A 24,402-nucleotide genomic window follows, 5' to 3' on the forward strand; every position below is an offset into this window, starting at 1 on the left:
AGGATCCCTGGCGGAGGGGAGGTTTGTGAGAGGTCTCAGCGATATAGATCTGCTGGTTGTAGTCAGGGATCTAGATGCTAGCATGGATAGATTCACTATATATGGTGTGGGGGATGTTGATGTAGAGATAACATTTGTTACTGAGGAGGAGCTGAGGGAGGCTGTTAGATCTGGTAGGGAGTTCTATGTAAGCGCTCTTGAAAGGGGGATCACTATATATTCGGAGGAATAATGTTAAATATATAGCGATGGTGTGGATCGATCTGCAGGTCTCGATTATATCGTTATTAGTGTTGATCCTTCTTCATAGTCTCTATAAGCCCTGCTGCTAATATAGGAAGTATTATCGTTGCATCCCCATAGATCACAGCTCTTTTTGCTTGTGGCTTGACCTTACCCCAGCTAATAGCTTCTCTTGGGTGTGCCCCGCTCAGCGATCCGTCCCATTCTACAGCTGTTGTTATATATACAACATAGTCTAGGCCCTCTTTAAACTGGTTCCACCATATTGTGTGGTGCTTGCTAATACCCCCACCTATTATTAGGGCTCCGCTAACCCTTGACCTAAAGATCTTTTCGGCTACTAGATCCATATCGGCGAATAGATCTATTTTGAACCCAGAGATCTTGGATCTAGTGTATAGAGCTGTTCCAAAGGCACCATCAACGATACCAGGCACTATGATTGGAACCTTTCTCCTATATGCAGCACCCAATATAGAGTTGAGATCTTTTGAGAGCTTCTCACCAGCCCTCCAGAGGATCTCGTAGACAGGCCACTCCCTCTTAATAGATATAAGCTCGTCGACAAGCCCATAGGTGAATCTCTCGATAGCAACTCCATAGCCTTGGAGCTCTATATATATGTTTCCAAGCCTGTGAAGCCCCCTTCTATAGAGATCCTCGTCATCCGTCTCGAAGAAGCCCTTGTAATACCCTCCCCCAAGGGATTTAGCTATATCATGATCCACAGCACCGCATGTTGTAACAACAATGTCGAAGAAACCCTCATCTATAAGCTGTGCCAGAACACCCCTCAACCCGGTTGAAACAAGGTTCCCTGTGAATGAGAGGAACCTTAGATCCGATTCCCTCACCATCTCAACAACAACCTCATAGCCTCTATAGAGATGGCCCGCCATAAAACCGTGTATATCTCTATAGAGCTCAATAAGATCCCTAATACCCATAGAAGGAGTAACCCTCCTATCAACAACCCTCTCCAAGGCATAGCACCAAGCCTATTCCCATATAGAGGCTAATAGATAACGTTTCTCCCAATGTGTTCATTCCATTCATTCTATAGTTCTTGGTCTCATCTAGGGGTTCTACCTCGTCCAGAGGGCTCTCCTAGCTCATCCCATGGGTTCATGGGGCTTTGTCGAGCCCAACGGCATGGGGCTCCCATCTAGGTCTAGCCCGCCAGGGCTTGGAGCAGCGCTCCCATCACCCAGACAGGATCTAAATATTATTACTTCTACTCTAAACATCAAAAAGATTTCAGCCCTCAAAACCTGATCTCAGCATATTCCTTAAGAAGATGGGGATATCGATAGATGTGGAGAGCTAATGATTCAAACACTTTAGAGCTAAACTATAAGATCTGATCTTCTTCCCCACCTTAGAGGGGCAGTAAACTCAGTTATAATATTATATAACTTTTAGTTACAACCGCAAGCCTCGCTCTTTAGGGCGGGGAGGAGGTCAGATCTTGTTATTTAGGATGGAATTTTTCATCTCATATCTCATCATATCTCATATGTCTAGCCCTTGGCTCTTGATATGCCGAGGATCATATATATGAAGCCCATAAAATCCGCTGCCTCTCTCGCCACTACATTAGGCATTGATCCTATGTGGCCAGAGGATCTCTCCACCCTTAAATAGCTTGTATATCCATGTTCCCTCAGCCTTGCATGGAATTTCATTGCATGTGCAGGGTGTACTCTGTCGTCGTTCAACCCTGTATAGATATATATCGGTGGGTATCGGGTGTTTGGTCTTATATTGTGATATGGTGAGTATCTAGCTAGATATTCCCTATCACTTGGATCTTCTGGGTCTCCGTATTCCGGTACCCATGCCCTTCCTATATATAGTTTATCGAATCTAAGCATGTCGAGAACTGGATACCCTATAACAGCGGCATCGAATAGATCTGGTCTCATGATGATTGAGGCGCCTACTAGCAATCCGCCGTTGCTCCTACCATGTGCAGCGATCCTGATCCCCTCATACCTCTTCTTAAGATCCTCTGCAACTGCTATGAAATCCATGAACACATTGATCTTCTTCCTACCCATCCCCTCCAAATGCCAGGCCTCTCCATGCTCGGATCCGCCTCTTAGATTGGCAACAACGAGCATCCCTCCATCCTCTATGAAGGGTATTGCCCATGCAAGGTAGCTCGGTGTGAGGGATATGCCGAATCCTCCATAGCCATATAGAATAGCATTCGATGGCCTTGTATTCCTCTTTTTAATGGTGAAATAATGTATCCTCGTCCCATCATATGACCTGGCATATCCATGATCAACCTCGAAGTCGCTGTGGATCCTTGACTCTTTAATCACGCTCACCTCAAGATCTCGGGAGATCTTGATTATTTTAAACCTCTGTGTGAATGAGGTTAGCTCGGCAATGAGCTCTCCCATGAAGGATTGATCCACATATATGTTTATGCTCGAAGGGTTCTCAGGTGTGTAGGAGCCTAGCATATTCCCCTCTAGATCATAGAAGCGGATTTTCTCGTAATACTTATTAGCATCTATATAGACAGAGGCAAGCCTATCTCCAAGTATAGCTGCGGATCCCATGTACTCATTCGATTCTGGGACGATCTCTTGTATATTATTACCAACACATATGATCCTGCCTAGCCCTCCTCGATCATATGCCCTGAGAATGGCACATCTAAGGCCATCTATGTAGTCTATTGGGTGGTAGAGGAAATCCCCACCATAGATCGCCTTCCAGGTCTCGGGTTTCGATAGGTCTCCAAGATATATTGTAGATCTTCTCCAACCGTAGAGAACATTGATCAGCGCCTTCGATCTATTAGAGGAGCTTTTAAGGATTATGAAGTGGGAGGTAGCGATCCCGCTGCCAAAGACAAGCTCATCCCTACCAGACTCCCTGAGAAATACCCTACTACATGGTGGCTGCACACCGTCTGGGCATCTCTCAGATCTATATAGCCTTATATAATAATATTTATCCCTGTTGAGGAAGACAACACTACTAATCGATCCCTCAAGGGTATCGATCAGCTCGCCACTCTCCACATCAATAACTCTTAGAACACCAACATCCCTACCTCCTATTGAGTATTGATAGGCGAGTAAATCCCCCTTATCAGTTATATAATAATTTGTTATGATTGCATCCCTATCTATTGAGCTGGATACAACTAGATCTCTCTCCTCACCATCTCTAAACATTATCTTAATCCTATAGTCTCTAGATCTAGCTATATAGAAATAGCCCTTCGAGGACACCTTGAATAAATAGTATATAGGCTCTTCATAGATCTTGAGAAACCTCTCATATAGCATCTCGCTATACTGTTTAACAAACTCTCTAGCAATTAGATCTTGGGCTTCTATCCATTTAAGCGTTTCAGGACTAGCAAGATCCTCGAGCCATAGATATGGATCATCCAACTAGGCAGCCCATAAAATATACTCCATAAAAGATTAATTATGGCTAAAAGCCTCAATCCTAGGGAAAGTTGGGTAAGAACATCTCAGAATCGAAACCGCTTTAGCTTAAAAGATAAGGCTGTTTCGGATTTAGCGATAAATTTAAATACTTATATTTCTAAGTATTTGGTATTTGATTGGAGAGGCAGTTAAAGATCCTTAGGAGAACTGTTGTTCTTGAGGCTTGGACAATAGGTTTGGTAGAGAAGCAATTAGAGAGATTGAGGATGCATCTAGAACAATGCTTCAAGAAATGCTTGACTATGCTTTAGAGCATAGTGCTTCATAAGAAACATTACATAAAATCTTCTACAATATATCTATCCCCAGATGGGAGGGGTATGGCGTTCCCCTCGACAGAGCCCCATGAGGTGTTGGTGAAGCTGGTGATCCCGCACTAAGGGCTAACCCAAATCGAAGAAATAAAAATATCTAGAAATAATTAAAAATACCGTGAGTGTGGAAACGCTAATGGTTGGTGGCTCTAAGGAGAGGTATGTGCTGATGTGGAGCTTACCCAGAGAATCTATAGAGGAGCTTGCAGAGAACATAGGGGTTGATAAAGGGCTGGCATGGAGACTCACAGGAGGCAATCCAAGAGCATTAATAGATCTCAAAACCCATGGGATCAACAGCTGGATCGAGGATAAGACATCCACGACCCTATATATGATTAAGCGGAACACCGGGGTAGAGAAGAATCCCCAGACAGCGTTGCCGGCAGTAGGGAGATGTTAGAGATATTAGTGAGAGAAAATATACTAATACTGCTACGCCCAAATATATAGAATCTTGGAGATACCTAGGGAGCCGTGGGTGGGGAGGCTCTATGTATATCAAATCCCAATATATCATTAATTATATATTTATATATTAAGAGCAACGGCGGGGAAGAGAAGCGTAGACATATCTTCAAAAGATATAAATAGAAGAGCTAGCCCTATCACCACCTAAAAGGGTGGAACTAGAATACAATCTAGAGATAAAGAGATGCTGATCATAGTTTCTAGGTCTCCCACTTAGCGGCGGAGTGTCGCTGGATAAAAAACATCTATATGAATTGAATAATAGCCAGCATTGAATAAAATGGCCGGCCTTTTTCCTCTGCCTTGTTGGTGTGTGGTTTTCGGTGAGGGATCTATAGGTTGATCCCGAGTTTAAGCTCTTTTGGGGGTCTGTAGAGGAGTCCTAGCTCTTTAAGTACCTCCCTTCCCATCAGAGATCTCTTAACCCCCAGTGTTGTATATACCGAGCACTTTATCTTGGCCTTGCCGAGCTTTATAACTACTTTTGATGTTCTAAGCTCTACCAAGCCTCCTATAGCTGTTTCGCCGGTGGCTTTCATCTCTTCGAAGAGATCTAGGTTGAGATCTAAATATGTCTTAAGAGGTATTAAAACCCCGCCTTGAAAACCCGTATCTATTACCATGTCTACCTCAACGCTCTTTTCCTCTAGAGGGTCACTTATCAAGGCCCTTATGATCGGAAGATAGTTTTTTGCACTATTTTCAAAATAGGTTTTCAATGAAGATCACCATGGTAGTCCGAGCTCGATTACTTTTCTACCTCTTATCGGGAGCTCGAGGATCAGTGCGCGTGTTTTGCATTCTCTTTTAATGGCTCTTGCTACTTCTTCATAGCTGTTGAAGATTCCGAGGAAACGGCCTTCACAGGCAGCTGCATAGCCTTCCCTATCCTCGTTAGCGGATATAGATTGCATAATGGTCTTCATGTTGCTCTTATAGGCCTCCTCGAGTTCAGCCCATATCCTGATTTCCTCGGGATCCCCTCTACTCTTGATCCACATCAGAATCGCTTCCTCAAATATAGAGGAAATTGTTCTACCCTCTAGAGAAGCGTATGCCTTAACAAGCCTATAAAGATCATCTCTAAAGTTTCTAATCCCGACGAATCTTGTTTTCTTTGACGTGTTAAACTTGTTCATCTAGTATACCCAGATAAACTATATTATAAAGCTATAAATAGTGTTAGCTAAAAGCCTCTTCAATAGGAAGGCGTTATAGCTGATATCCAAGAGCTAAAAGAAGAGGGCTATACTCGGGCCAGCCCTTCAATGTAGAGGGAAGATATATAGTGCCTGCAATGATACAGCTATACACGCGGAGATTAGGTGGAGAGGCTAAGCGATGTAGATACAATAGTTGTCTCACCCTGTTTCCACGATATACACTTCGTCGAGAGGGCTGCGCTGGTTAGAAGACCGCTAGGAATGATGTATCTTCAAGATACTATGCTACACATTAGAGGAATTCGATCAGCTACCCGGATCAAGCATGTTTATGAAAAGAAGCATCTAGATATTGGATAGAGCTGATTAAGTATAGCCTCTATAACATGTTTCGATGTAAATTTGGTAAAGCTCTAGTGATTATTATATTGATCAACTAATATTTTCCAGTAGTTAGACGCTCTAGACATTAGGCATTATAGATCTGACCTTCGATTTGAAGGGGGGACAAGGGTTTTAGCTGTAAATATTCTAGAATTATATGGATGATGAGCAATCCCGTCACCGAAGCTGGTTTTATGAGGGAGAGGACGCGGGCTGATCCAAGCTTAGATCTCTCTTAACCCCCATATCCAGATAAGATCCTTGGGGATGTTTTCTAGCTATGGTGTTGGGGGTAGGTGTGTGTTGAAGCTATCGATTTTAGGCTGATCCTCTTTGACTTCTTGGCTTTCTAGGTTTAGCCGGTTTTGTAACTACTACCGCGTATTCCTCAATGGGTTTTCCATCTATGTAGTTTGCTATACCTCTTACAATTGATTCTAGCATCTTCTTCTGTGTTGTTTTTACAAACGCTGCTATGTGGGGTGTGAGGATTGTGTTGCTGGTCTCGATCAGCGGGTGTGTCTTGGGTAGAGGCTCCTCCTCGAAGACGTCTAGGCCTGCATAGCTTATTATACCCTCTCTTAATGCCCATAGGAGGGCTTCTGTATCTATCACCTCGCCTCTAGCAGTGTTTATAAGGATTAATCCTCTCTTCGCTTTTGAAAGCACCTCCCTATTGATCATATATCTTGTCTCTTTCGTCAATGGGGTGTGGATTGTTACTATATCGCTTCTCAAGAAGATCTCCTCTAAGGTGTTGACAAGCTCAACACCTAACGCCCTAGCCCTCTCGGGATCTATATATGGGTCGTAGGCGATCACCTTAGATCCGAAGCCCCTGATAAGGATCTCGGCAACCCTAGATCCTATGTTCCCAAGCCCAATAATCCCGACAACCATATCGCTAAGATCCCTTGGAGCTGATAGCTCCTCAAAGAGCTCATATGAGTAGCGTATAACGCCATATCTACCCTCCCTCAAACCCCTATCAGCCCACGGCAGCTTCCTAAGCATCGCCAGCATAAGAGCTATGGTATGCTCAGCAACAGAGTTCCTCTCAACAACATTTGGAACCCTTATAACATAGACACCATGTTCAGAGGCAGCATCAACATCTATATTATCATATCCAATACCATGCCTAGCAATAACACATACATCCTGGTTATAGACAAAGAAATCCCTACCATAGTAAGGTCTGGTAGAGGTTATCACAAAATCATACCCCTCAAGAGCCTTAGCCAAGCTCCTCTGATCTATATCAGCTGGGAGATCCAGAAAATCTATCCCACAACCCCTATCACGGAGAACTCTAAATACTTCGTTGGCATCAGACCACCTCTCCATAAACCTATAACCAACTACAGCTAACCTATACTTTAAACCCATTATAGATCACCCCAGAGGAGGAAAATATATTAAAGAGAAAAATTTAATTCTCATATTCTCTTCCCACTCTCAACATCGTAGAAATACAGATCCTCGGGTTTAGCATTTATCCAGACCTCCTCATTTTCTGCAAACCCTTCATGCTCAGGTGTATGCATCGCTACTGTCCTGGCCTTTAACAAGGTTTCCCTACCAATCCTTATATTATATATAATGTCTCCTCCCAGTTTCTCTACTATATGGATGACCCCACGTCCTACTGATGTCTCTAACCTTGTTTTCGAGAGAAATATCTTTTCAGGTCTTATCCCTACTATAACTTTAGAATATTTCGTTAATGCGGGGTTTTTTATAAAGCTCTTCTCTAACTTTATAGTAATCCCTTCGCTATATAAAATTATACTGGATCCCAAAGCTTCTACCTTAGCTTCGAATAGATTCATTGGTGGGCTTCCTAGAAAGCCAGCTACAAATAGATCTTCGGGAGAGCTATAAACCTCATCGGGCGTTCCCACCTGGATTATTCTACCCGCGTTCATTACAGCTAATCTATCACCCATAGACATAGCTTCAGCCTGATCATGAGTTACATAGATAGTTGTTATACCCGTTTTTTTCTGTAACGCCCTCAGCTCAACTCTCATATAGAGCCTTAATTTAGCATCGAGATTCGATAGAGGCTCATCTAAAAGAAATACCCTGGGCTCTTTAACCAAAGCCCTCGCTAAAGCAACTCTCTGTTGTTGACCGCCTGATAGCTGTCTGGGATATCTATCCAAGAGATCCTCTATTTTGAGCATTTCAGCAATCATCTTAACCCTTTTCCTAATCTCTTCTTTGGGTAGCCTCTTCAGCTTGAGGGGGAAAGCTATATTATCAAATACCTTCATATGTGGGTATAATGCGTAGTTTTGGAAGACCATTGCTATATTCCTCTCCCTAGGCGGGAGATCTGTGACATCAACACCATCTATATAGACCCTACCACTATCCGGTTTCTCAAGACCCGCAATTATTCTTAAGGTTGTGGATTTACCACACCCAGAAGGACCTAGTAAAACCAAGAACTCGCCCTTCCTAACATCGAGGCTTATGTTATCAACGGCCACTACCTTTCCAAATCTTTTTGTTATACTAACCAGGCTAACCTCAGAAATGTTATATCCCCCTAGCTACCATATGTTTTTCTAACTTCCTCCCTAAATCTTGCTGCGTATTCATCTATCACCTTATCAGGATCCTCTTTTCTAATTACCACCTTCTGAATCATTTCATTCCATATGAAGCCCTCTCTAAACAGCTCCGAAGGAGTCGTTCTCTCTCCCAGTGGAAATGCTGCTGTCTCATGATACTTTATCTTTTCAACAGCTACCGCAGGATCTTCTCCTAGAGCAGGCCACTTACCCTGTTTCCAGGCATCGCTTATCTTTTTAACCTGTGACTTGAATATAGGCATTGAATATAGTGCTCCTGACTCACAGAATCCAACTCTATAGTCGTCTTTATCCTTGAATAGATAATATACAAGATCTTTGGCGAGCTCTGGATATTTAGTGGTTTTGAATATAAAGACACTCTCGTCTCCAAGATCGACACTCACTGGTGGGAGAAATAGCTTTGTTTTAGCCGCTAACTCGGGTTTCTCATTTAAAAGGGCATAATAAATGCTTAGAGGATTAAGGGTCATAGCTATCCTTCCCTGAATATATGCGAGGTTATTAGATACATCCACCCACTCAGTGCTATCTGGAGGTGTTAGCTTCTCATCCAGGAACTTTGCTACATATGCAAAGGCTTTCTTAAGACCTTCTCTATATGGAGGTTTATCCATCACAACACCTGCAGAAGATCTGTTTGTCAGCATACCGCCACCATAGTAGGCCCATAGATGTTCAAACATCCACCATGTATCATAGCCATTAAGGCCATAGCTCCACCCAATTCCATATACACCAGGTTCTGTGTTGTTTAATATTTTAGCTAGCGTATATAGATCTTCAAAGCTCTTAGGAGGCAGATATGCTGTTGCATTGGCCTTCTGCACTATATCCATCCTAACATGTAGCCATGTTATTTCGAAGTGCATGGGTATACAATATATTCTACCCATGAAGGTACATGTCTTAAGCTTAATCTCATATATGTCGTCTCTTCCAAGCTTATCAACAATATCATCAAGAGGTATTAACAGGCCTTTCTCGGCAAACACAGCAACGGGATGACCATTTATAACTACATCAGGAGGCGAACCAGCTTCTACAGCTGCTAGTAACTTCTTCCCTATTTCAGCGACAGGTAGCCATGTAATTTCTACATCAACTCCTTTTTCAGAGGCCCACTTTCTAACCTTCTGCTCCACCCAGTATAGCTGTGGAGGTACGAATGTGGCTCTACCCCATATTATTAGCTTGGGTTTGCCTGTAGGTTGTCCTATATTCGTGGAGGTTATAATCACATATGAGGCTACTCCTATTGCAACTATAGCTATTATAATGCCTACAAGTATAAGCCTTGAGATACCCCTAATACACATTCACCCATGTGATTTTTAACCAGCTCTTCCTTAATATATTTCAGATAGAACTTGTTAAATTATTTCTATTAATAAATTTAGAATTAATAATCTCATGGGAAATCGCTAGGATGCGCAGGATAAATGAAGGGTACTTTTACATATTACCTGCTCTACTTATTTTAATTTTTATAATAATTATTCCAACAATATACAATATCTGGCTGAGTTTTTATGAGAAAAGGGTTGGTGGAGAGCCGGTTTTCGCGTATTTCAGCAACTATATTAGGCTGTTAACCTCTCCTATAACGCTAACCTCTCTCATTAACACCTTTATATATGCATTCACATCTGTTACTCTAAAGCTATTAATAGGTTTAGGAGCAGCATTGCTTCTCAGCACAAGGTTTAGAGGAAGAGCTATTGTCAGAGCGCTCTCCATCTTCCCCTGGGCCGTGCCATCCTATGTAGCTGCTGTTATGTTTTGGTTTAACTTTGCGAGGGATGGGGCTTTTAACAAGATCTTGGTTCTAGGGGGTTTACCTCCTATCCATTGGCTTGGATATGATCATGCTATGCTATCTGTTATAATACTCAATGTGTGGCATGGATGGCCTTTCTTTATGATGGGGTTGCTAGCAGGTCTCCAGGCTATCCCCCAGGATCTTTATGAAGCCTCAGAGATCGATGGGGCTAGGGGATATCAGAAGTTCCTATATATAACCCTTCCCCTTCTCAAACCTGTTATACTCACAGTTGTTCTACTTAGCCTGATATGGACCATGGGCGAATTTGCACAGATATATCTAACAACTGCTGGGGGCCCGATAGATAGAACCTTAACGATTCCAGTAGCTGCATATAGGCTTGCTTTTATGGGCGAGGCAAATATCTCCTTAGCTGCAACCTATAGCGTGCTAGTCCTTCCTCTCTATCTAGCACTGATATTCGTTACATTGAGGTATATAAGGGTGTAGATGATGAGTAATATCATGCTAAGGGTTATAAGAGGCGTATTCATAGGAATAGCCCTAATACTTCTAGTTGCATGGATAGTTATACCAGCATATTGGCCTATAAAGACCGCTTTCTCTAGGCCAGAAGATGCGTGGAACTGGATCCCAGGCTCACTAACGCTACAGAACTTCATCTCCCTCGCTGCACCAACTGTCGAAGAATATTTTAAGGGTCATGGTATAAGAGCAGCGATACCTATACCAATATCCCTAGCTATTAGAAATAGCCTCATAGTTTCAATAACATCATCACTAATAAGCGTGGCCATAGGCTTCCTAGCAGGTTATGCCCTAGCTAGGTTCCATTATAGGTTTAAGAACCTGTTGGAGGGGCTCATAGTATTTTCATACACGTTTCCAGTATTCATAATAGTTATACCCCTCTTAATGATCTATAGAATCTTAGGTTTATATAACACATTAGTGGGGCTAATGATAGCACATCTAGCATATACAGTCCCCGTATCAACCCTCCTGATAAGAAGCTACCTACTCAATATACCGAGGGAGCTTGAAGACGCAGCATTAGTAGATGGAGCTACTAGGATACAGGCTTTACTAAGGGTAGTTCTTCCTGTATCTTTACCTGCGATAGCTACAGCATTTATATTCGCATTCACACTATCATGGGGAGATCTACTGTTCTCCATAACCCTTATATCAAGTCCTGACATATATACAGTTCCAATAGTGATCCAGTTCTTTTTATGGGGAGGCGAGATAGTGGATCCAGGTGGTTTAGCAGCACTAACACTATTCGTTGGTATAGTACCTGTAATTCTATATGGGTTCATGCAGAAATATATAATCCAAGGTTTATTGAGAGGCGCTCTCAAATATGGCTAGCATGAACACCGCTGTCTCCATATTATCCTCTTGACACTATCTTATATACTCTAACCTCTCTTTAAGATATTTAGACATGATCTCTAGTACTTCCCATGTGGGTTGTGCCTCTATATCTCCTCTTACAGTCACTACTAGAGCTCCTGCTATGTTTGCATATTTCAGGGCTTGGGAGGGTTCTAGGCCTCTGTATAGGCTTGCTAGGAGTGCTGCGTCGAAGGCATCTCCAGCGCCTATTACATCTTCTATGATTGGCACGTTGATTGCTTTTTCAATGGCTTCTCTCCCGTCTCTTGTGTATAGCTCGCTACCCTCCTCACCCTTTTTAACCACAACTATCTCTATGCCTTGGTCTAGGAGCTTTTTCACGGGCTCTCTAATATTGCTTGTCTCTGGGAATAGGATTGCTAGATCCTCTTTATTTGTGATCAGGATCTTTGCGTCTCTTATCATTGGTAGAAGGGCTTCCCTAGCCCTCTCAGGTGTTTTCCAGAGCTTTAATCTTATATTCGTATCTATTATTATATCAACACCGCTGGATCTAGCAACCTCCAGGGCTTTTCTAAATGCTCTATAGCAGCTCTCGCTAAGAGCCGGTGTAATCCCTGTGAGGAAGAGGGCTCTCGAGCTCCCTATATATTCCTCGCTCACATCACTCTCATCCATGTAGGATGCTGCGGATAAATGTCTATAGTAGAAGACAGTTGATTTACCCGGTATTGGATAATGCCTCTGAACGAAATAAATACCCGTTGGAGCATCCTTCATAACCCTAACATGGGTTATATCAACACCCTCGCCCCTTAAGGTTCTGAGTATCATCTCGCCAAACTCATCCCCACCCACCCTAGTTATAAACCCAGTTCTATATCCAAGCTTGCTCAAACCAATCATAACATTAGCCTCAGACCCTGCCACATGTACCTCAAAGTACCTAGCATATCTCAGAGGCCCCGGGGTTATGCTATTAAGCTGTATCATAACCTCCCCTATAGAGACGAAATCCAGCTTGGACATATTGGACATATGGATCTCCGTATAAATGTAGCATAAAACCATATTTGTTTATCAATGCCAAACTCAACTGATATTATAATCATCGAGAGAAACACCCAAGTCTCGCCACATTAATTCCGATATCTTTGGGGAAAGAAAATGTAGGGCAACTATTTTTAAATACCTCTAAACAGATCCATAGTAATATCCATTACCACTCCTACAAGATCTTCATGGTAATGGGTTAAGGACTTGACAATATAAGCTGAGAAAACAGGTTCTCCCACTCTAGAGGCCATGTTTTCAGCTATAAAGGATCTCTTCTTATGTTTAAACCTAAATCATAGGAAATTTCGAGGTGTAGGCTTTAATATAGCTCTAGCTTAATCCCAATATTATCTAGAACCGATTCTAAAGCTTTTTTCAGCATGGAAAGCTCTTTCTCGTTGAGAGCTCTGATAGGGGGTAGGGGTTCTCCTACATCGAGACCCCTTATCCTTAGCATGGCCTTGACTAATGAGAGACCCTCAACCTGTAGATCCCTTGCTATGCGTCTAAGCATCCATATAGCCCTCTTATATCTCATCGCCTCAGCAATGTCTCCCCTAACTATGCTTTTATATAGCAGGTTGCCCAGCTCGGGTACAGCGTTGCATATACCGCATATATGTGAGTCAGCGTTATATAGAAATGCCTCGAGGATCATAACATCGCTTGCAATTGCTACATAGTATTCCTCAGATAAATCGCTCGTAAGCTCTAACACCCTCTCTATAGAGGCAGTCGAGTCCTTGATCCCGACTAGATTGTTAGTTTCAGCAGATATTGCCTTAAAAATGGCGGGGGTTATATCAACCCCAGTTTTAGGCGGGTTATTGTAGATCAGCATATCTAGGCCTAGCCTATCAAACTCTTTATAGAATCTCAGTAGCTCAGACACCCCCACCTTGTAGTAGAGGGGTGGGAGGAGAGCGATATGCCTTATACCAATATCAGCAGAGTGTCTAGCAAGCTCCATACTAACATCTATACTGGTTGAAGATATGCAATTTATCACGGGAACCCTAGATCCCACATATTCAACAACCTCCTCGGCAAAAGCCTTTCTAATACTAGGATCTATGGAAAGCCCCTCACCATATGTCCCCAATATGAAGAAGCCCGAAACACCGTTTCTAACTTGGAAATCCACGAGCATTCTAAGAGCATCACTATTAACTTTTTTACCATCTATTAGAGGGGTTACAAGGGCAGTTATAATGCCCTTAGGAAGCCCCGCCTTTTTATTACCACTAGGGATTACTCATCACCAGAATAGCTAGAAACCAGGGATATTTATTTTATATATAAAACCCAGTATTATTAGATCATATGGATACTGTTTATGATCAATGCTAAAGCACGTGGCTCAGGACTCTGAGGTTTAGAACACTCTTACCAAGCTATATCAGATCTACTTTCCAATCCTAGTTCATATTATTAGATATACGTATTAGATCTGATAATATTTTTTTCAACGCCTTTCTCAAATGAATGCTTATAGTGACTTTAGAGATCTTCAGCTCCTCACCTATATCCGCCTGTCTCCTGACCTTTGGATAGTTGAAATACCCTCCATAATATGCAGCTCTGAGAACTTTGATCTCCTGATCTGTGAGTTTATCCATTAATATGCTGAGTACCGAGTTCTTCAACATATAGTTAGCTAGCTCAGATGCTTCAAGCCTCTCGCTCCAATTCCATTCCACAAGATCACCGCCATAGTATTTCTTAATAGCCTCTAGATATCTCTTGAGATGCTCATGATCGCCGATAACGCTATATTCCCTCACACCATTGTTAAATGTATAGGGTATAAGCAATGAGACTTTGTTGTCCTCCACTAGCTTGTGGAACTCGCATATAGATTTGAGCCCGTGGATGATCTGTGTATCGTCTATGGAGAGATGCTCGATCTTCACGATCTTGCTCCTCCTAAGAATATGATCCTGCCTGATAATACTATCTACATATTCACCGATCCTAGAATTTGAGGAAAGGGCTAGCACATAGTAATAGCCAGATCCTGTTAATTTATATGTGTATATCACAATTCTAGATTTGGAAAGCTCGCTCAGCTTCCCAAAAAAGCTGCTATATGAGCTTCTAACCCTAATACTAAGCATTGACAGCCCGTTATAGCTAATGCCACGGGCTATAGAGCACACCCATATAGAATTACCAAGCCAAAAATAATTAGGTTGTGATCAGATCCTCAGATAAAGAGATCATCATATATAATGCTGTTGCTTGATCTCAGAGGTTTGCAGCTGGAAGCCTCGCCCTTTAGGGCGGGGAGGAGGTCGGTGTGAATCAGCATCTAGAGCAGGCTCTAGATGTGTGTCGAAGTTAGGAGATTCGGCATCGATCATTATAAATCTATATGAAAACCAAGGGGGATAATGCTCTCATATGTTTTTAGGTAGTATTATGGTGGTTTCTGATTTTCTAAGGCCCTTTCTAATCATTTCATCGAGTTTCTCAACTAGTTTATCAAACTCGGGGGTTTTGTATAGGACTAGGCCCTCACTTAGGGAGTCAATGATTATTGGATTGCCTTTGTCCAACATGTTTAGTGCCTCTTCGAGTGTATAGAGGTGGGGTTCTATAGGTAGATCTATGTTTGATAATGCTTCGAAAATATCTCCTATTCTATCCAGAAATGATTTATCGAAGTCGGCGATTATCAATATGTCGTAGTCGCTCCATGGTTTATAATCTCCTCTAGCCCTCGAGCCAAATAATATTATGGCTATGGGTTTGAACATCTCCACCAGAATCTCGACAGCTCTAGCTAGTTCCGCGGGTAATTGTCTTCCTCGCATACTCAACAACCTTCCTAGCACATTCAATGGCCCTTCGCGAAGACTCTTCATCATATGCCTCGTGCGGTGTCCCAGCTGGATGCGCATTTGGGTATCTCGATGGCATATAATACCTATCGAGCCCTCTTGCACATATAAGAAGCTTCTCCACGGGAGTTAAACCTGGTGAGTTGAAGAATCGCTGAAGCAGAACCCTAACGCTATGGCCCCATGGAGCCTCATTAACATAGTATAGAAGCGCTTTGGAAGCTTTTTCAGATGCTTGATGAGAGTAGAAAGCAGCCGCGTTATACCTCTTCTCTCTATGAAGTATCTCCGCGATCTCCAAATCCCAAACAGCTTCTTCAAGCCATCTTATAGCCTCATCCATCCAACCCACCCCAGCGATTCTTTATCTTACTCCGTAGACAGAGCATCTAAACCCCCATTAAATCCATAAGGGATATCTCATCGAACATCATAAAGTAAACTGCTTCAAATCCTATAAACGTTTATTCCTGCTACAAATAGCGATATCATTAGTTGCAAAATATATGCTCTTAAGTCGTGTAGCTACCTAGCTTCAGGCTAGCTTATCGCCTATAACTTTATCAGCTTTATCCCTTACAATAATGCTAGCTTTGAAGTTTCCAACCACTCTATCCCTCTCTACAGCATTCACAATCAAAGATCTCTGCGAAGGGGGTTGATATGTGGTTAAGCTTCTAGCGAAATCTATGGCGTATGGTGAGATCCTTGATCGACTTTAACAACTGTGTAGCCTTAGCTTAAATATAGGATTGGATATGCTATAAAGGTTGTTGAGGTTATTGCTAGGAGGGTGGGTAAGGGTGTTAACTAGTTATTTTGACCTCGTGGTTAGAGACCTTGATCTCGGTGAGAGGGTACTGTCTATGGGGATAGAGCTTTGAGATCCAGATGGCTCTGGTAAGACTAAAAATGCTATGTCACAATATCTAAATCCTCGGCTCAGAATATACCTTGGGTGATGAAGAAGCTAGTGACTGATCTGTGGTGGTATGATTGCCTATGTCCATGAGCATGGGCTTTTCCTTCATCTCTTCTTGGTTCTGCATCTAGTTGGAGTTTGGGGGCTGTCATGGAGCCATGATCTCCGCGGAAGATCTAACGGCTATAGTATTTAAAAGCATATTCTGAGTATCTATACTAGCTGGAAGCTGGAGAAACCATGGTCGAGCTAATGGTCTATAAGAATTATTACTCTAATATGATTAACATTAGCAACGATGAATCTATATGAAACTCAAACAGCTTTTTGAGCAATTCTTTTGGGTGCCAGGTTTATGGATTCTTCGATCTCTTCTTTGGTTGGTTCGCTCTTCTCTATTGGATTATATCTATGCTCTATTTCGCTGATCAGCGCCTCTAATGCTTCTCTAAGGTTTATACCTGCTATGTCTCTGAGGTTATTTGGGTTATATTTAGCTGGGGTAACCTCTCCCCTGGCTACTCTGTCTAGCCTTGGTTTTATGAGTCTTTTTAGGATCTCCATGTTTGAGGATACTAGAAGTGTTGAGTGTACTAGATAGGCCCTATCTTTGATTGCCGCGGCTGTCCCCGAGACTTTATAGCCCTTCACAACCACATCACTATGATTCTCCACCCAGGCTTTGATCCCTAGTCTCTCTAGTGCTGCTATTATGAATCCAGTTGCCTCTCTATATACCTCGTCCACAGGTTTTAACCCTTTTGAAGGGGATATTATAGATATATTTATATTCCCTAGATCGTGATATACCGCTCCCCCACCACTGATCCTTCTGATAATGGGGATCCCAAGTCTCTCGGCCTCCTCGCAGTTGGCTTCATCACATGGCCCCTGGGTATAGCCTATTACTATCGATGGATAGTTGATCCATATCCTTATAATGCCTCCCCTAGACCCCCTTCTAACAGATGATAGAAGAACCTCGTCTAGAGCTACATTCACAGCTGGGTCGTGGGCGGAATATGTTATGAGATCCACATTTACCTCCTCTCAGGATCTATGCCATAGATGTTCCACTCATCCCTAGAATATTTCTCCCTATATAGGGTGAGGGCTAGAGAGATCTCTTCTGGCTCGAGGGGTCTGAAGATGAGGTCTCTATAGCCGAGGGCCTCTGCAAATCCCTCTGCAAGCGCTCTATAGATCTCCCCTATCTCGATCTTCCCAAGGATATCCCATAGCCCCGCCACCTTATCCCTAGCCGCTAGATCCTCCGCCTCCCCCACCCTTATAACCCTTGTGAATAGCTCGTGGCTATAGGTTAGAAGCAGGGTTCCGTGTTGGAGGAGGGCTCCCCAATCCCTTCTCTGGGCACTCCCAGAGATCTTCCTCCCCCCAACCAATACATCGCTAGACCCTGGGTTTACATAGCAATACATGCTCGAGCCAGGCTCGCCCAAGCCTCTGACCCCTGCATCAGCCCCAAGTCTTCTAACGGCTAGGGCTATGCCTTCAGCTATCTTAGCAGCTGATCTAGCTACGTCTAGCTTGTAGAGCTCATGGCTATTGCTTAGAACAATGCTATAGGTTATCTCATGATCCTGTGGGTGTAGAAGCGCAGCACCCCCAGTTGGTCTTCTAACAAGCTTGTATCCGAGCCTCTTGATCTCATCTATATTGACAACCCTCAGGGCGTCCTGCCTCCTACCAATGCTAACCCCGCTTGGAAGCCACATATATAGCCTGAGGGTATCATAGTCAACCCTATTTCTAAGCCTAGCTATAGCCTCATCTATGGCCATGTTTAGCTGCGGATCCCTTGGACCGTCAAAAACCACTCTGAGAAGAGGCATGACCAGCTATCCTCTTAACAGCCTCTAGATAAGCCTCTCTAGCCTTGTACGAGGTTCTCGCAAGTGGATGGGCTACCACATATGAGAAGCCCATCTTATATCCAATCTCCTCTAGCTCCTTAAACTCCTCGATTCTATAGACCTTAGCTACTGGTAGCTGCTTAGGGCTTGGCCTCATATACTGGGATAGCACCAGGATATCAACCCCGGCCTCCCTCAGATCCCTCATAGCCTCTATAACCTCCTCCCAAGTCTCTCCAAGGCCTAGCAATATGGAGGATTTTGTGATAAGCCTCGGATTATAGATCTTAGCCTGTTTAAGAATCTTTAGGCTCTGGTCATAGCCAGCCCTCCAATCCCTGACAAGGGGTGTTAGCCTCCTAACAGTCTCTATGTTATGGGCAAGCACATCGGGGGCGGCATCAACAACCCTTTTAAGGGCATCTAGATCTCCTCTGAAATCTGGTATAAGCACCTCGACCCTCACACCGGGATTCAGATCTTTAACAGCCCTTATAGTCCTTGCAAAGTGCTCTGCACCCCCGTCTGGGAGGTCATCCCTATCTACAGATGTTATCGTTACATAGTCCAGGCCGAGCTTCTTAACAGCCTCGGCCACCTTATACGGCTCCAAAGGATCTATTGGCTGGGGTATACCCTTCTTAACATAGCAGAATCTACAGCCCCTGGTACATGTGTCACCCATAATCATAAAGGTAGCCACGCCGCTGCCCCAGCACTCAAATATATTGGGGCATAGAGCGCTCTCACACACAGTAGCTATCCCAAGGCTCGAAACAAGCTTCGAAAGCTCTAAATATCTCTGGTTAATAGAGACCCTCAGCCTAACCTTCTCCAAAGACCTCCACCTTCACAACACCGCTTCCAGGGGATACAGAGCTCCCTGGGGATACTAGGATCTCCTTGACAACCCCGTCATAGGGAGACTCTATAACAAGCACGGCCTTCTCAATCTCAACCTCAACGAGAGGATCTCCCTTAGAAACCCTATCACCAGGCCTTTTAAGTATATTTATAACCTTACCGCTCCACCCACCCCTCCTCGGCCAGAGCTCCTCAGGGATCCTAACAATCTTCTCCAGAACCAACACCGCCATATATAATGAAGTAGAGGCTAAAAACCATATTATAATTATACATATAGAGACACAGGCGAGCCGAAATACCCTATAATATTATAGCCTTCTCCTAAGCCTCGGGTTGAAGTATTCCTCCAAACCGGTGCCCAGAAGTATGACTGCTAACACGGCTAGACTGATCATTATCCCTGGTGGGAGGAACCACCACCACATTCCAAGATATATCGCGTTTCTCAGCAATGCGTAGTGGAGCATCATACCCCAGCTAATAGCCCTCGGATCTCCTAGGCCTAGAAAGCTTAGAGAGGCCTCGGTGAGCATCGCGTTCCCCATAAGCGTTATCACCTCGACGATTATTAGTGAGGATGTGTTCGGCAGAATATGTTTAAATATGATCCTTGAGTTGCTCGCCCCCAGAGCCCTTGCACTCTCTATATATTGGCTCTGCTTAATAGAGATCACAGCAGATCTTATCAACCTTGCAGCAGTCGGCCACGAGCCTATAGCTATAGCGATTATTATGGGGATAAGCCTATTCCCAGCCAGCGGGGCGAAGAGCACAACGAGTAGTATTGTGAATAGCAGATTTGGAAAGGCCAGCCAGAGATCTGTGAACCTCATCACAAGCTCATCAACCCTTCCACCGTAGTAGCCTGCTATGAGTCCCAGGAGGGTTCCTATCATGGTTGCTACTACAGCGGATATGAATCCTATTAATAGTGAGAGCCTTGCTGAGTGGATGAGCTGTGAGAATATATCTCTCCCGAGATCGTCTGTGCCTAGCCAGTGCCTCTCGCTAGGGGGTTGGAAGGGTTGGGAGATTCTTTCATAGGGGTTGTAGGGGGCTATGAGATCTGCCAAAGCCGCGATCAATATGAAAGCGACCATGATTATAAACCCTGCTTTCGAAGCATCATTGGACATGAGTATGCTTAGAGATTCCCTGAGTATATTATATATCCTCATCTATCTTCACCTCGAACTCCTAACCCTCGGATCTAGAAGGGCGTAGAGAAGATCCACTACTAGGTTTGCTACTACAACGCTTATAGAGAGTATGAGGACAACACCTTGGAGGAGCCAGAAGTCCCTGTTAACAATTGCCTCAAAGACAAGCCTCCCAGTCCCTGGGTAGGAGAATACAGTCTCGGTTAATATGGCGCCATCTATTATGAAGGCATATCTTAGACCCATAACCGTTATCATTGGAAGCATGGCGTTTCTAGCAACATAGGCGCTCTTAACAGCCTTCTCAGGGAGTCCTTTGGCTCTAGCTACAGAGACGAAGTCCTCGCCTAAGATATCTATCACGGAATTTCTAACATATAGCATGAATGTGAAGACCCCCCTTACAACGAGTACTAGAAATGGAACTGTATAGTGCCATAGGTAATCTATAAACCATTCTAGTGAGGGAAACTCCTTACCAGGGCTTATAGCGCCGTAGAGGGGGAATACCCCTAGCTGGACAGAGAATATATATAGGAAGACAAGCGCTAGCCAGAAATAGGGTGTTGCCCTCATGAAGTTCGAGATTGCTAGCATAGCTATATCAGATCTAGACCCTCTTCTATATCCTATCTCAACTCCTAGTTTATATGCTATATAGTTGGAAAGGGTTATCGATGGTATGAGAAGGGCCAATGTATATGGTAGCCTCTCCATGATTACATCGAAGACAGGTCTAGAAAACTTAACGGAATACCCCATCTCCCCTCTAAACATATTATATATATAGTATATATACTGCTCAGCCCAAGATCTATCCATTCCATAGAGATGTCTGAGGGTTGCGAGGGTCTCGGGGGATATCCTTGGGTCGTTCTCAAGCTCTGCAAAAGGATCTCCAGTGAGTCTTACGAGAAAAAACACGGTGGTGACTATAGCAAAGATTGTTATCAAAGCTGATATGGATTTCCTAGCTAAAAAAGATATTGTTGACAACTAGCCCTGCCTCCTCCTAGTGAGGAGGACTGTTATAACTGCAGCAGCGATTACCACTATAGCTGCTATCACGCCTATCAAGAAAGTGTTTAACCCACCTGCCTGTGCTGGCCCAGCTGGGGGAGCTATAGTTTGTGTTGGTGTTGAAGGTGGCTGAGTGGGGGTTACAGTCTTGATCACCTCTGTTACGGCAGTAGCTGTAACAGTCACCACCGGGGTCTGCGCAGGTCTACCTGTCTTTGGATATATGAATCTGAGGTTCCACCAGTTGGCGAAATCGTCATCGATAAGTCTCACCCATCCATCGAAGGTATCCACTCTATATGGGACTATGAACTTTCTATAGTAGAGGTTAACCGCTGGAACCTCCTCAGCCAGGATCTCCTGGATCTTCCATGCTATCTCTCTCCTCTTATTAGGATCTAGCTCTCTAACCAGCTGATCTATTAGTTTGTCGACCTCAGGATTTGAATATCTATTCCAGTTGGCAGATCCATTTGAGTGGAATCTAGTCTGGAGCCACGATATATCTACCCCTGGGCCGCTGCCTAAGAGCCATGTATCCACCTGCCCACCCCTTATTAGTGACCAGGCTGTTGCCCACTCAACAACCCTCACCTCGGCCTTGATACCTCCGCCAGGTATTTTTGCAAGGCTATCTGCTATGATCTCAGCGGCTCTCACCCTTATAATATCATAGTTAGGCGGGTAGATCTCTATCTTAAACTTAGATCCATCTGGTGCCTCTCTCCAGCCATCCTTATCAACATCTTTAAAGCCCAGCTGATCTAGGATCTCAGCTGTTTTAGATAAATTATATGTATAGTACTTAAGGTTCGGGTTATACCACTTCGCGTGAACACCGAAGGGCGGTACAAAGCCTGGGCTCCCCTGAATCCCGTAGCCCATTAGGAGGGTGTTTATAATTGCGTTATAATCCACAGCATATGCTAGGGCTTTTCTGAAAAGCGTTATGTTGAAGGGCCATTTCTTGTTATTCAAGCCCCAGTGGTAGTAGAAGTCGCTTTGATATACATGTATAGCTAGGTTTGGATTACTTAGTATTCTAGGAGCTGTTTCAGGTCCTATAAAGCCTGAATACGTCTGTATATCTCCCTTTTCGAGGGATAATAGGGCTACGCTTGCATCCCCTATTATGGTCATTACAAGCTGATCTATGCATGGCCTCCCCTGCCAATAGTTATCGTTGGCCTTATACACTATATACTGATCTGGCTGGTAGTCGACTACTATAAATGGCCCGCTTCCAACGAGCTCCTTAATGCTCGGGTTATATTTTGCAACACCATCGCCAAGCTCTCTGAACTTGGGTTCCCATATATGTTTAGGCATTATATTCATAACGCTTAGAGCGTTCTCCACAAACCCTACATCTATGTTCTTCATATAGACCTTAACGGTTGTCCTATCAACAGCCTCTGCTCTATCAACGTTTCTGAAGACACCATAGTAATATGCCCACGAATAGTTCTTAAGAATGTTTATGGTGAAGGCCACATCCTCAGCTGTTAGCGGGGTTCCATCGTGGAATTTAATCCCATCAACGATCTTTATAGTATATACCCTGCCATCAGGGCTCATCTCAATGCTAGTCGCAACCTCTTTAACCAATGTGCCGTTGTAGAACCTCACAAGCCTATTGTATATAGGCATGAGAACTAGGATCTCCCAGCTAGAGCCTGCTACAAACCAGTTCAGAGTATTCGGCTTACCCCCAATACCTATCTTCAGCGTCCCACCCATATATGGGCACTGAGACCTAGGAGCCTCTTGGATCGAGAGGACTATAGATTGCTGGGCATTTGCTATAGAGATAAAGCTATAGATAGTAGATATAGCTATTAGGATGATAAATGCAGACACCATAGCTAGCCTCCAACCCACCATAGAGACCCCTAAATTATTTCAGAATTAACCTATATATGATTAATTGTTAGTCAAAATAGTTAGTAAAATTAGTGCCTCAGATATTATAATTTCAACCCAGAGCCTCTGAAAAGATCTTCTCGAGATCTTTTTTCCCTATATTCTTAGGTGCTACCGAGAGAAGCCTCTGCTGCTTCAAAGTACCCTCAACCAGGGCCTCTAGATCTTCTCTGCCGAATCCCAGCTCCCTCAGGTTTGTGGGAACCCCTAGATCCTCCAGAAGCTCTATATAGCCCTCGAATATAGCCTCTCCTATAGCCTTTGGATCTCTCCCTACATATTCTCCCGTGAGGATCTCGGCCACTCTTGCGAATTTCTCGTGGTTATATGGTGATAGGTGTTTGAATGCATATGCAGCCGGGATCGCTGTTGCTATCCCGTGGGGTGCTATCGGGTATCCGAAGTCATAGTCCTCTGGATAGTAGTTCCTAACCATCCCAGCTATTGGGTATGCCATTGCGTGGGGGACGTGTACACCCACATGGCCAAAACCTATCCCTGCTATGCTTGCTGCAAGCATCATATAGTATCTAGCCTCTATATCAAGGGGATCTGCATATGCTCTTCTAAGGTACTTCACAACCCATTCTATAGCCTTCTCACCAAATAGATCCCCCACAGGTGTTGCACCTGAGTATACAGGTCTCTCGCCTGGGGATTTCAGAGCCTGCTTAGCCGTGTAGGGTCTAGCTGTATATGATTCTATGGCGTGGTTAAGCACATCAAGTCCCGAGGATGCTGTAACCATAGGGGGTAGGGTGAGGGTTGTCAGAGGATCTATGAGCGCTACAGAGGGCCTTATCATAGGGTTGCTAATCCCGGTTTTAACCCTGAGCCTCTTAACATCTAGAACAGCTACAGATGTGCTCTCACTCCCAGTACCAGCTGTGGTTGGGATCGCTATCAGGGGTTTCAGAGGCCCTGGCGGTGCT

The 24,402-nt window shown here is 43.8% G+C and carries 27 protein-coding genes; 6 read left to right on the forward strand and 21 right to left on the reverse strand.

Going from position 1 to position 24,402, the window contains the following annotated elements; genetic code table 11:
- A partial coding sequence (locus tag QXE01_04615) for a hypothetical protein (GenBank protein ID MEM4970518.1) occupies positions 1 to 232 on the forward strand: 232 nt, incomplete at its 5' end.
- 55 nt (positions 233 to 287) lie between these two features.
- Here QXE01_04615 and QXE01_04620 read toward each other — a convergent pair.
- Positions 288 to 1,226 (reverse strand): deoxyhypusine synthase, encoded by a 939-nt coding sequence (locus tag QXE01_04620; protein MEM4970519.1) that lies wholly within the window; start codon positions 1,224 to 1,226, stop codon positions 288 to 290.
- Between the two features lie 537 nt (positions 1,227 to 1,763).
- Complete coding sequence (locus tag QXE01_04625) at positions 1,764 to 3,662, reverse strand: prolyl oligopeptidase family serine peptidase (protein ID MEM4970520.1); 1,899 nt, start codon at positions 3,660 to 3,662, stop codon at positions 1,764 to 1,766.
- Positions 3,663 to 3,838: 176 nt separating this feature from the next.
- On the opposite strand from QXE01_04625, the gene QXE01_04630 reads away from it, so the two are divergent.
- Together QXE01_04630 and QXE01_04635 are read left to right on the forward strand one after the other, a co-directional pair.
- Positions 3,839 to 3,973, forward strand: coding sequence for a hypothetical protein (locus QXE01_04630; GenBank protein ID MEM4970521.1), 135 nt, complete (start codon positions 3,839 to 3,841; stop codon positions 3,971 to 3,973).
- A 199-nt stretch (positions 3,974 to 4,172) separates the two neighbouring features.
- On the forward strand, positions 4,173 to 4,439 hold the full coding sequence (locus QXE01_04635) for a hypothetical protein (GenBank protein MEM4970522.1): 267 nt from the start codon (positions 4,173 to 4,175) through the stop codon (positions 4,437 to 4,439).
- Positions 4,440 to 4,839: 400 nt separating this feature from the next.
- Here the strand turns inward: QXE01_04635 and QXE01_04640 are convergent, their stop codons facing one another.
- Positions 4,840 to 5,226, reverse strand: a complete 387-nt coding sequence (locus QXE01_04640) for a clan AA aspartic protease (GenBank protein MEM4970523.1) — start codon at positions 5,224 to 5,226, stop codon at positions 4,840 to 4,842.
- A gap of 6 nt (positions 5,227 to 5,232) precedes the next feature.
- Positions 5,233 to 5,646 (reverse strand): hypothetical protein, encoded by a 414-nt coding sequence (locus QXE01_04645; GenBank protein MEM4970524.1) that lies wholly within the window; start codon positions 5,644 to 5,646, stop codon positions 5,233 to 5,235.
- A 186-nt stretch (positions 5,647 to 5,832) separates the two neighbouring features.
- On the opposite strand from QXE01_04645, the gene QXE01_04650 reads away from it, so the two are divergent.
- Positions 5,833 to 6,030, forward strand: coding sequence for a hypothetical protein (locus QXE01_04650; GenBank protein ID MEM4970525.1), 198 nt, complete (start codon positions 5,833 to 5,835; stop codon positions 6,028 to 6,030).
- Between the two features lie 342 nt (positions 6,031 to 6,372).
- Here QXE01_04650 and QXE01_04655 read toward each other — a convergent pair whose 3' ends face one another.
- From QXE01_04655 to QXE01_04670, 4 genes are all read right to left on the reverse strand, one after another.
- Entirely contained in the window at positions 6,373 to 7,443 is a 1,071-nt protein-coding gene (locus tag QXE01_04655; protein ID MEM4970526.1) for an NAD(P)-dependent oxidoreductase, read from the reverse strand.
- Positions 7,444 to 7,493: 50 nt separating this feature from the next.
- Positions 7,494 to 8,552 carry an ABC transporter ATP-binding protein gene (locus QXE01_04660; GenBank protein ID MEM4970527.1) on the reverse strand — a complete coding sequence of 353 codons (1,059 nt, stop codon included), beginning with the start codon at positions 8,550 to 8,552 and terminating at the stop codon, positions 7,494 to 7,496.
- Positions 8,553 to 8,611: 59 nt separating this feature from the next.
- Positions 8,612 to 9,976 (reverse strand): extracellular solute-binding protein, encoded by a 1,365-nt coding sequence (locus QXE01_04665; protein ID MEM4970528.1) that lies wholly within the window; start codon positions 9,974 to 9,976, stop codon positions 8,612 to 8,614.
- A gap of 259 nt (positions 9,977 to 10,235) precedes the next feature.
- Positions 10,236 to 10,397 (reverse strand): hypothetical protein, encoded by a 162-nt coding sequence (locus QXE01_04670; protein ID MEM4970529.1) that lies wholly within the window; start codon positions 10,395 to 10,397, stop codon positions 10,236 to 10,238.
- Between QXE01_04670 and QXE01_04675 the strand changes: the two genes are divergently transcribed.
- Together QXE01_04675 and QXE01_04680 are read left to right on the forward strand one after the other, a co-directional pair.
- A complete protein-coding gene (locus tag QXE01_04675; GenBank protein ID MEM4970530.1) occupies positions 10,345 to 10,932 on the forward strand; it encodes a sugar ABC transporter permease in 588 nt (195 codons plus the stop codon). The two genes, QXE01_04670 and QXE01_04675, sit on opposite strands and share 53 nt — an antisense overlap.
- The gene (locus tag QXE01_04680) at positions 10,933 to 11,817 is read left to right on the forward strand and encodes a carbohydrate ABC transporter permease (GenBank protein ID MEM4970531.1); all 885 of its coding nucleotides are present in this window, start codon (positions 10,933 to 10,935) and stop codon (positions 11,815 to 11,817) included. It begins immediately after the preceding gene.
- Positions 11,818 to 11,853: 36 nt separating this feature from the next.
- Here QXE01_04680 and QXE01_04685 read toward each other — a convergent pair whose 3' ends face one another.
- From QXE01_04685 to QXE01_04745, 13 genes are all read right to left on the reverse strand, one after another.
- Entirely contained in the window at positions 11,854 to 12,843 is a 990-nt protein-coding gene (locus QXE01_04685; GenBank protein MEM4970532.1) for a sugar kinase, read from the reverse strand.
- A 337-nt stretch (positions 12,844 to 13,180) separates the two neighbouring features.
- Positions 13,181 to 14,113: a dihydrodipicolinate synthase family protein gene (locus tag QXE01_04690; protein ID MEM4970533.1), complete on the reverse strand. Its 933-nt coding sequence runs from the start codon at positions 14,111 to 14,113 to the stop codon at positions 13,181 to 13,183.
- Positions 14,114 to 14,279: 166 nt separating this feature from the next.
- Positions 14,280 to 15,020: a helix-turn-helix domain-containing protein gene (locus QXE01_04695; GenBank protein MEM4970534.1), complete on the reverse strand. Its 741-nt coding sequence runs from the start codon at positions 15,018 to 15,020 to the stop codon at positions 14,280 to 14,282.
- Positions 15,021 to 15,260: 240 nt separating this feature from the next.
- Entirely contained in the window at positions 15,261 to 15,698 is a 438-nt protein-coding gene (locus QXE01_04700) for a nucleotidyltransferase domain-containing protein (protein MEM4970535.1), read from the reverse strand.
- Positions 15,643 to 16,047, reverse strand: coding sequence for a HEPN domain-containing protein (locus QXE01_04705; GenBank protein MEM4970536.1), 405 nt, complete (start codon positions 16,045 to 16,047; stop codon positions 15,643 to 15,645). Before QXE01_04705 ends, QXE01_04700 begins: the two co-directional genes overlap by 56 nt.
- 894 nt (positions 16,048 to 16,941) lie before the next feature.
- On the reverse strand, positions 16,942 to 17,664 hold the full coding sequence (locus QXE01_04710) for a biotin/lipoate A/B protein ligase family protein (GenBank protein MEM4970537.1): 723 nt from the start codon (positions 17,662 to 17,664) through the stop codon (positions 16,942 to 16,944).
- A 2-nt stretch (positions 17,665 to 17,666) separates the two neighbouring features.
- Positions 17,667 to 18,479 carry a biotin/lipoate A/B protein ligase family protein gene (locus tag QXE01_04715; protein ID MEM4970538.1) on the reverse strand — a complete coding sequence of 271 codons (813 nt, stop codon included), beginning with the start codon at positions 18,477 to 18,479 and terminating at the stop codon, positions 17,667 to 17,669.
- Positions 18,454 to 19,338 carry a lipoyl synthase gene (gene lipA, locus QXE01_04720; GenBank protein MEM4970539.1) on the reverse strand — a complete coding sequence of 295 codons (885 nt, stop codon included), beginning with the start codon at positions 19,336 to 19,338 and terminating at the stop codon, positions 18,454 to 18,456. The genes QXE01_04715 and lipA overlap by 26 nt, the downstream gene beginning before the upstream one ends.
- A complete protein-coding gene (locus QXE01_04725) occupies positions 19,325 to 19,588 on the reverse strand; it encodes a lipoyl domain-containing protein (protein ID MEM4970540.1) in 264 nt (87 codons plus the stop codon). Before QXE01_04725 ends, lipA begins: the two co-directional genes overlap by 14 nt.
- A gap of 87 nt (positions 19,589 to 19,675) precedes the next feature.
- The gene (locus QXE01_04730; GenBank protein ID MEM4970541.1) at positions 19,676 to 20,545 is read right to left on the reverse strand and encodes an ABC transporter permease; all 870 of its coding nucleotides are present in this window, start codon (positions 20,543 to 20,545) and stop codon (positions 19,676 to 19,678) included.
- A gap of 6 nt (positions 20,546 to 20,551) precedes the next feature.
- Positions 20,552 to 21,523: an ABC transporter permease gene (locus QXE01_04735; protein ID MEM4970542.1), complete on the reverse strand. Its 972-nt coding sequence runs from the start codon at positions 21,521 to 21,523 to the stop codon at positions 20,552 to 20,554.
- The gene (locus QXE01_04740; GenBank protein ID MEM4970543.1) at positions 21,524 to 23,431 is read right to left on the reverse strand and encodes an ABC transporter substrate-binding protein; all 1,908 of its coding nucleotides are present in this window, start codon (positions 23,429 to 23,431) and stop codon (positions 21,524 to 21,526) included. It abuts the gene before it with no gap.
- Positions 23,432 to 23,522: 91 nt separating this feature from the next.
- Positions 23,523 to 24,402 (reverse strand): hydroxyacid-oxoacid transhydrogenase (locus tag QXE01_04745; protein ID MEM4970544.1); only part of this gene is annotated, 880 nt, incomplete at its 5' end.

The organism is Sulfolobales archaeon (genome assembly GCA_038897115.1).
GTDB lineage: Archaea > Thermoproteota > Thermoprotei_A > Sulfolobales > AG1 > AG1.

Excerpts from the sequence above, each read along its gene's own strand:
- QXE01_04635 (MEM4970522.1), top strand. The coding sequence starts at position 4,173 with ATGGTTGGTGGCTCTAAGGAGAGGTATGTGCTGATGTGGAGCTTACCC.
- QXE01_04645 (MEM4970524.1), bottom strand. The coding sequence starts at position 5,646 with ATGAACAAGTTTAACACGTCAAAGAAAACAAGATTCGTCGGGATTAGA.
- QXE01_04655 (MEM4970526.1), bottom strand. The coding sequence starts at position 7,443 with ATGGGTTTAAAGTATAGGTTAGCTGTAGTTGGTTATAGGTTTATGGAG.
- QXE01_04665 (MEM4970528.1), bottom strand. The coding sequence starts at position 9,976 with ATGTGTATTAGGGGTATCTCAAGGCTTATACTTGTAGGCATTATAATA.
- QXE01_04670 (MEM4970529.1), bottom strand. The coding sequence starts at position 10,397 with ATGGAGAGCGCTCTGACAATAGCTCTTCCTCTAAACCTTGTGCTGAGA.
- QXE01_04680 (MEM4970531.1), top strand. The coding sequence starts at position 10,933 with ATGATGAGTAATATCATGCTAAGGGTTATAAGAGGCGTATTCATAGGA.
- QXE01_04685 (MEM4970532.1), bottom strand. The coding sequence starts at position 12,843 with ATGTCCAATATGTCCAAGCTGGATTTCGTCTCTATAGGGGAGGTTATG.
- QXE01_04705 (MEM4970536.1), bottom strand. The coding sequence starts at position 16,047 with ATGGATGAGGCTATAAGATGGCTTGAAGAAGCTGTTTGGGATTTGGAG.
- QXE01_04715 (MEM4970538.1), bottom strand. The coding sequence starts at position 18,479 with ATGCCTCTTCTCAGAGTGGTTTTTGACGGTCCAAGGGATCCGCAGCTA.
- QXE01_04730 (MEM4970541.1), bottom strand. The coding sequence starts at position 20,545 with ATGAGGATATATAATATACTCAGGGAATCTCTAAGCATACTCATGTCC.
- QXE01_04740 (MEM4970543.1), bottom strand. The coding sequence starts at position 23,431 with ATGGTGGGTTGGAGGCTAGCTATGGTGTCTGCATTTATCATCCTAATA.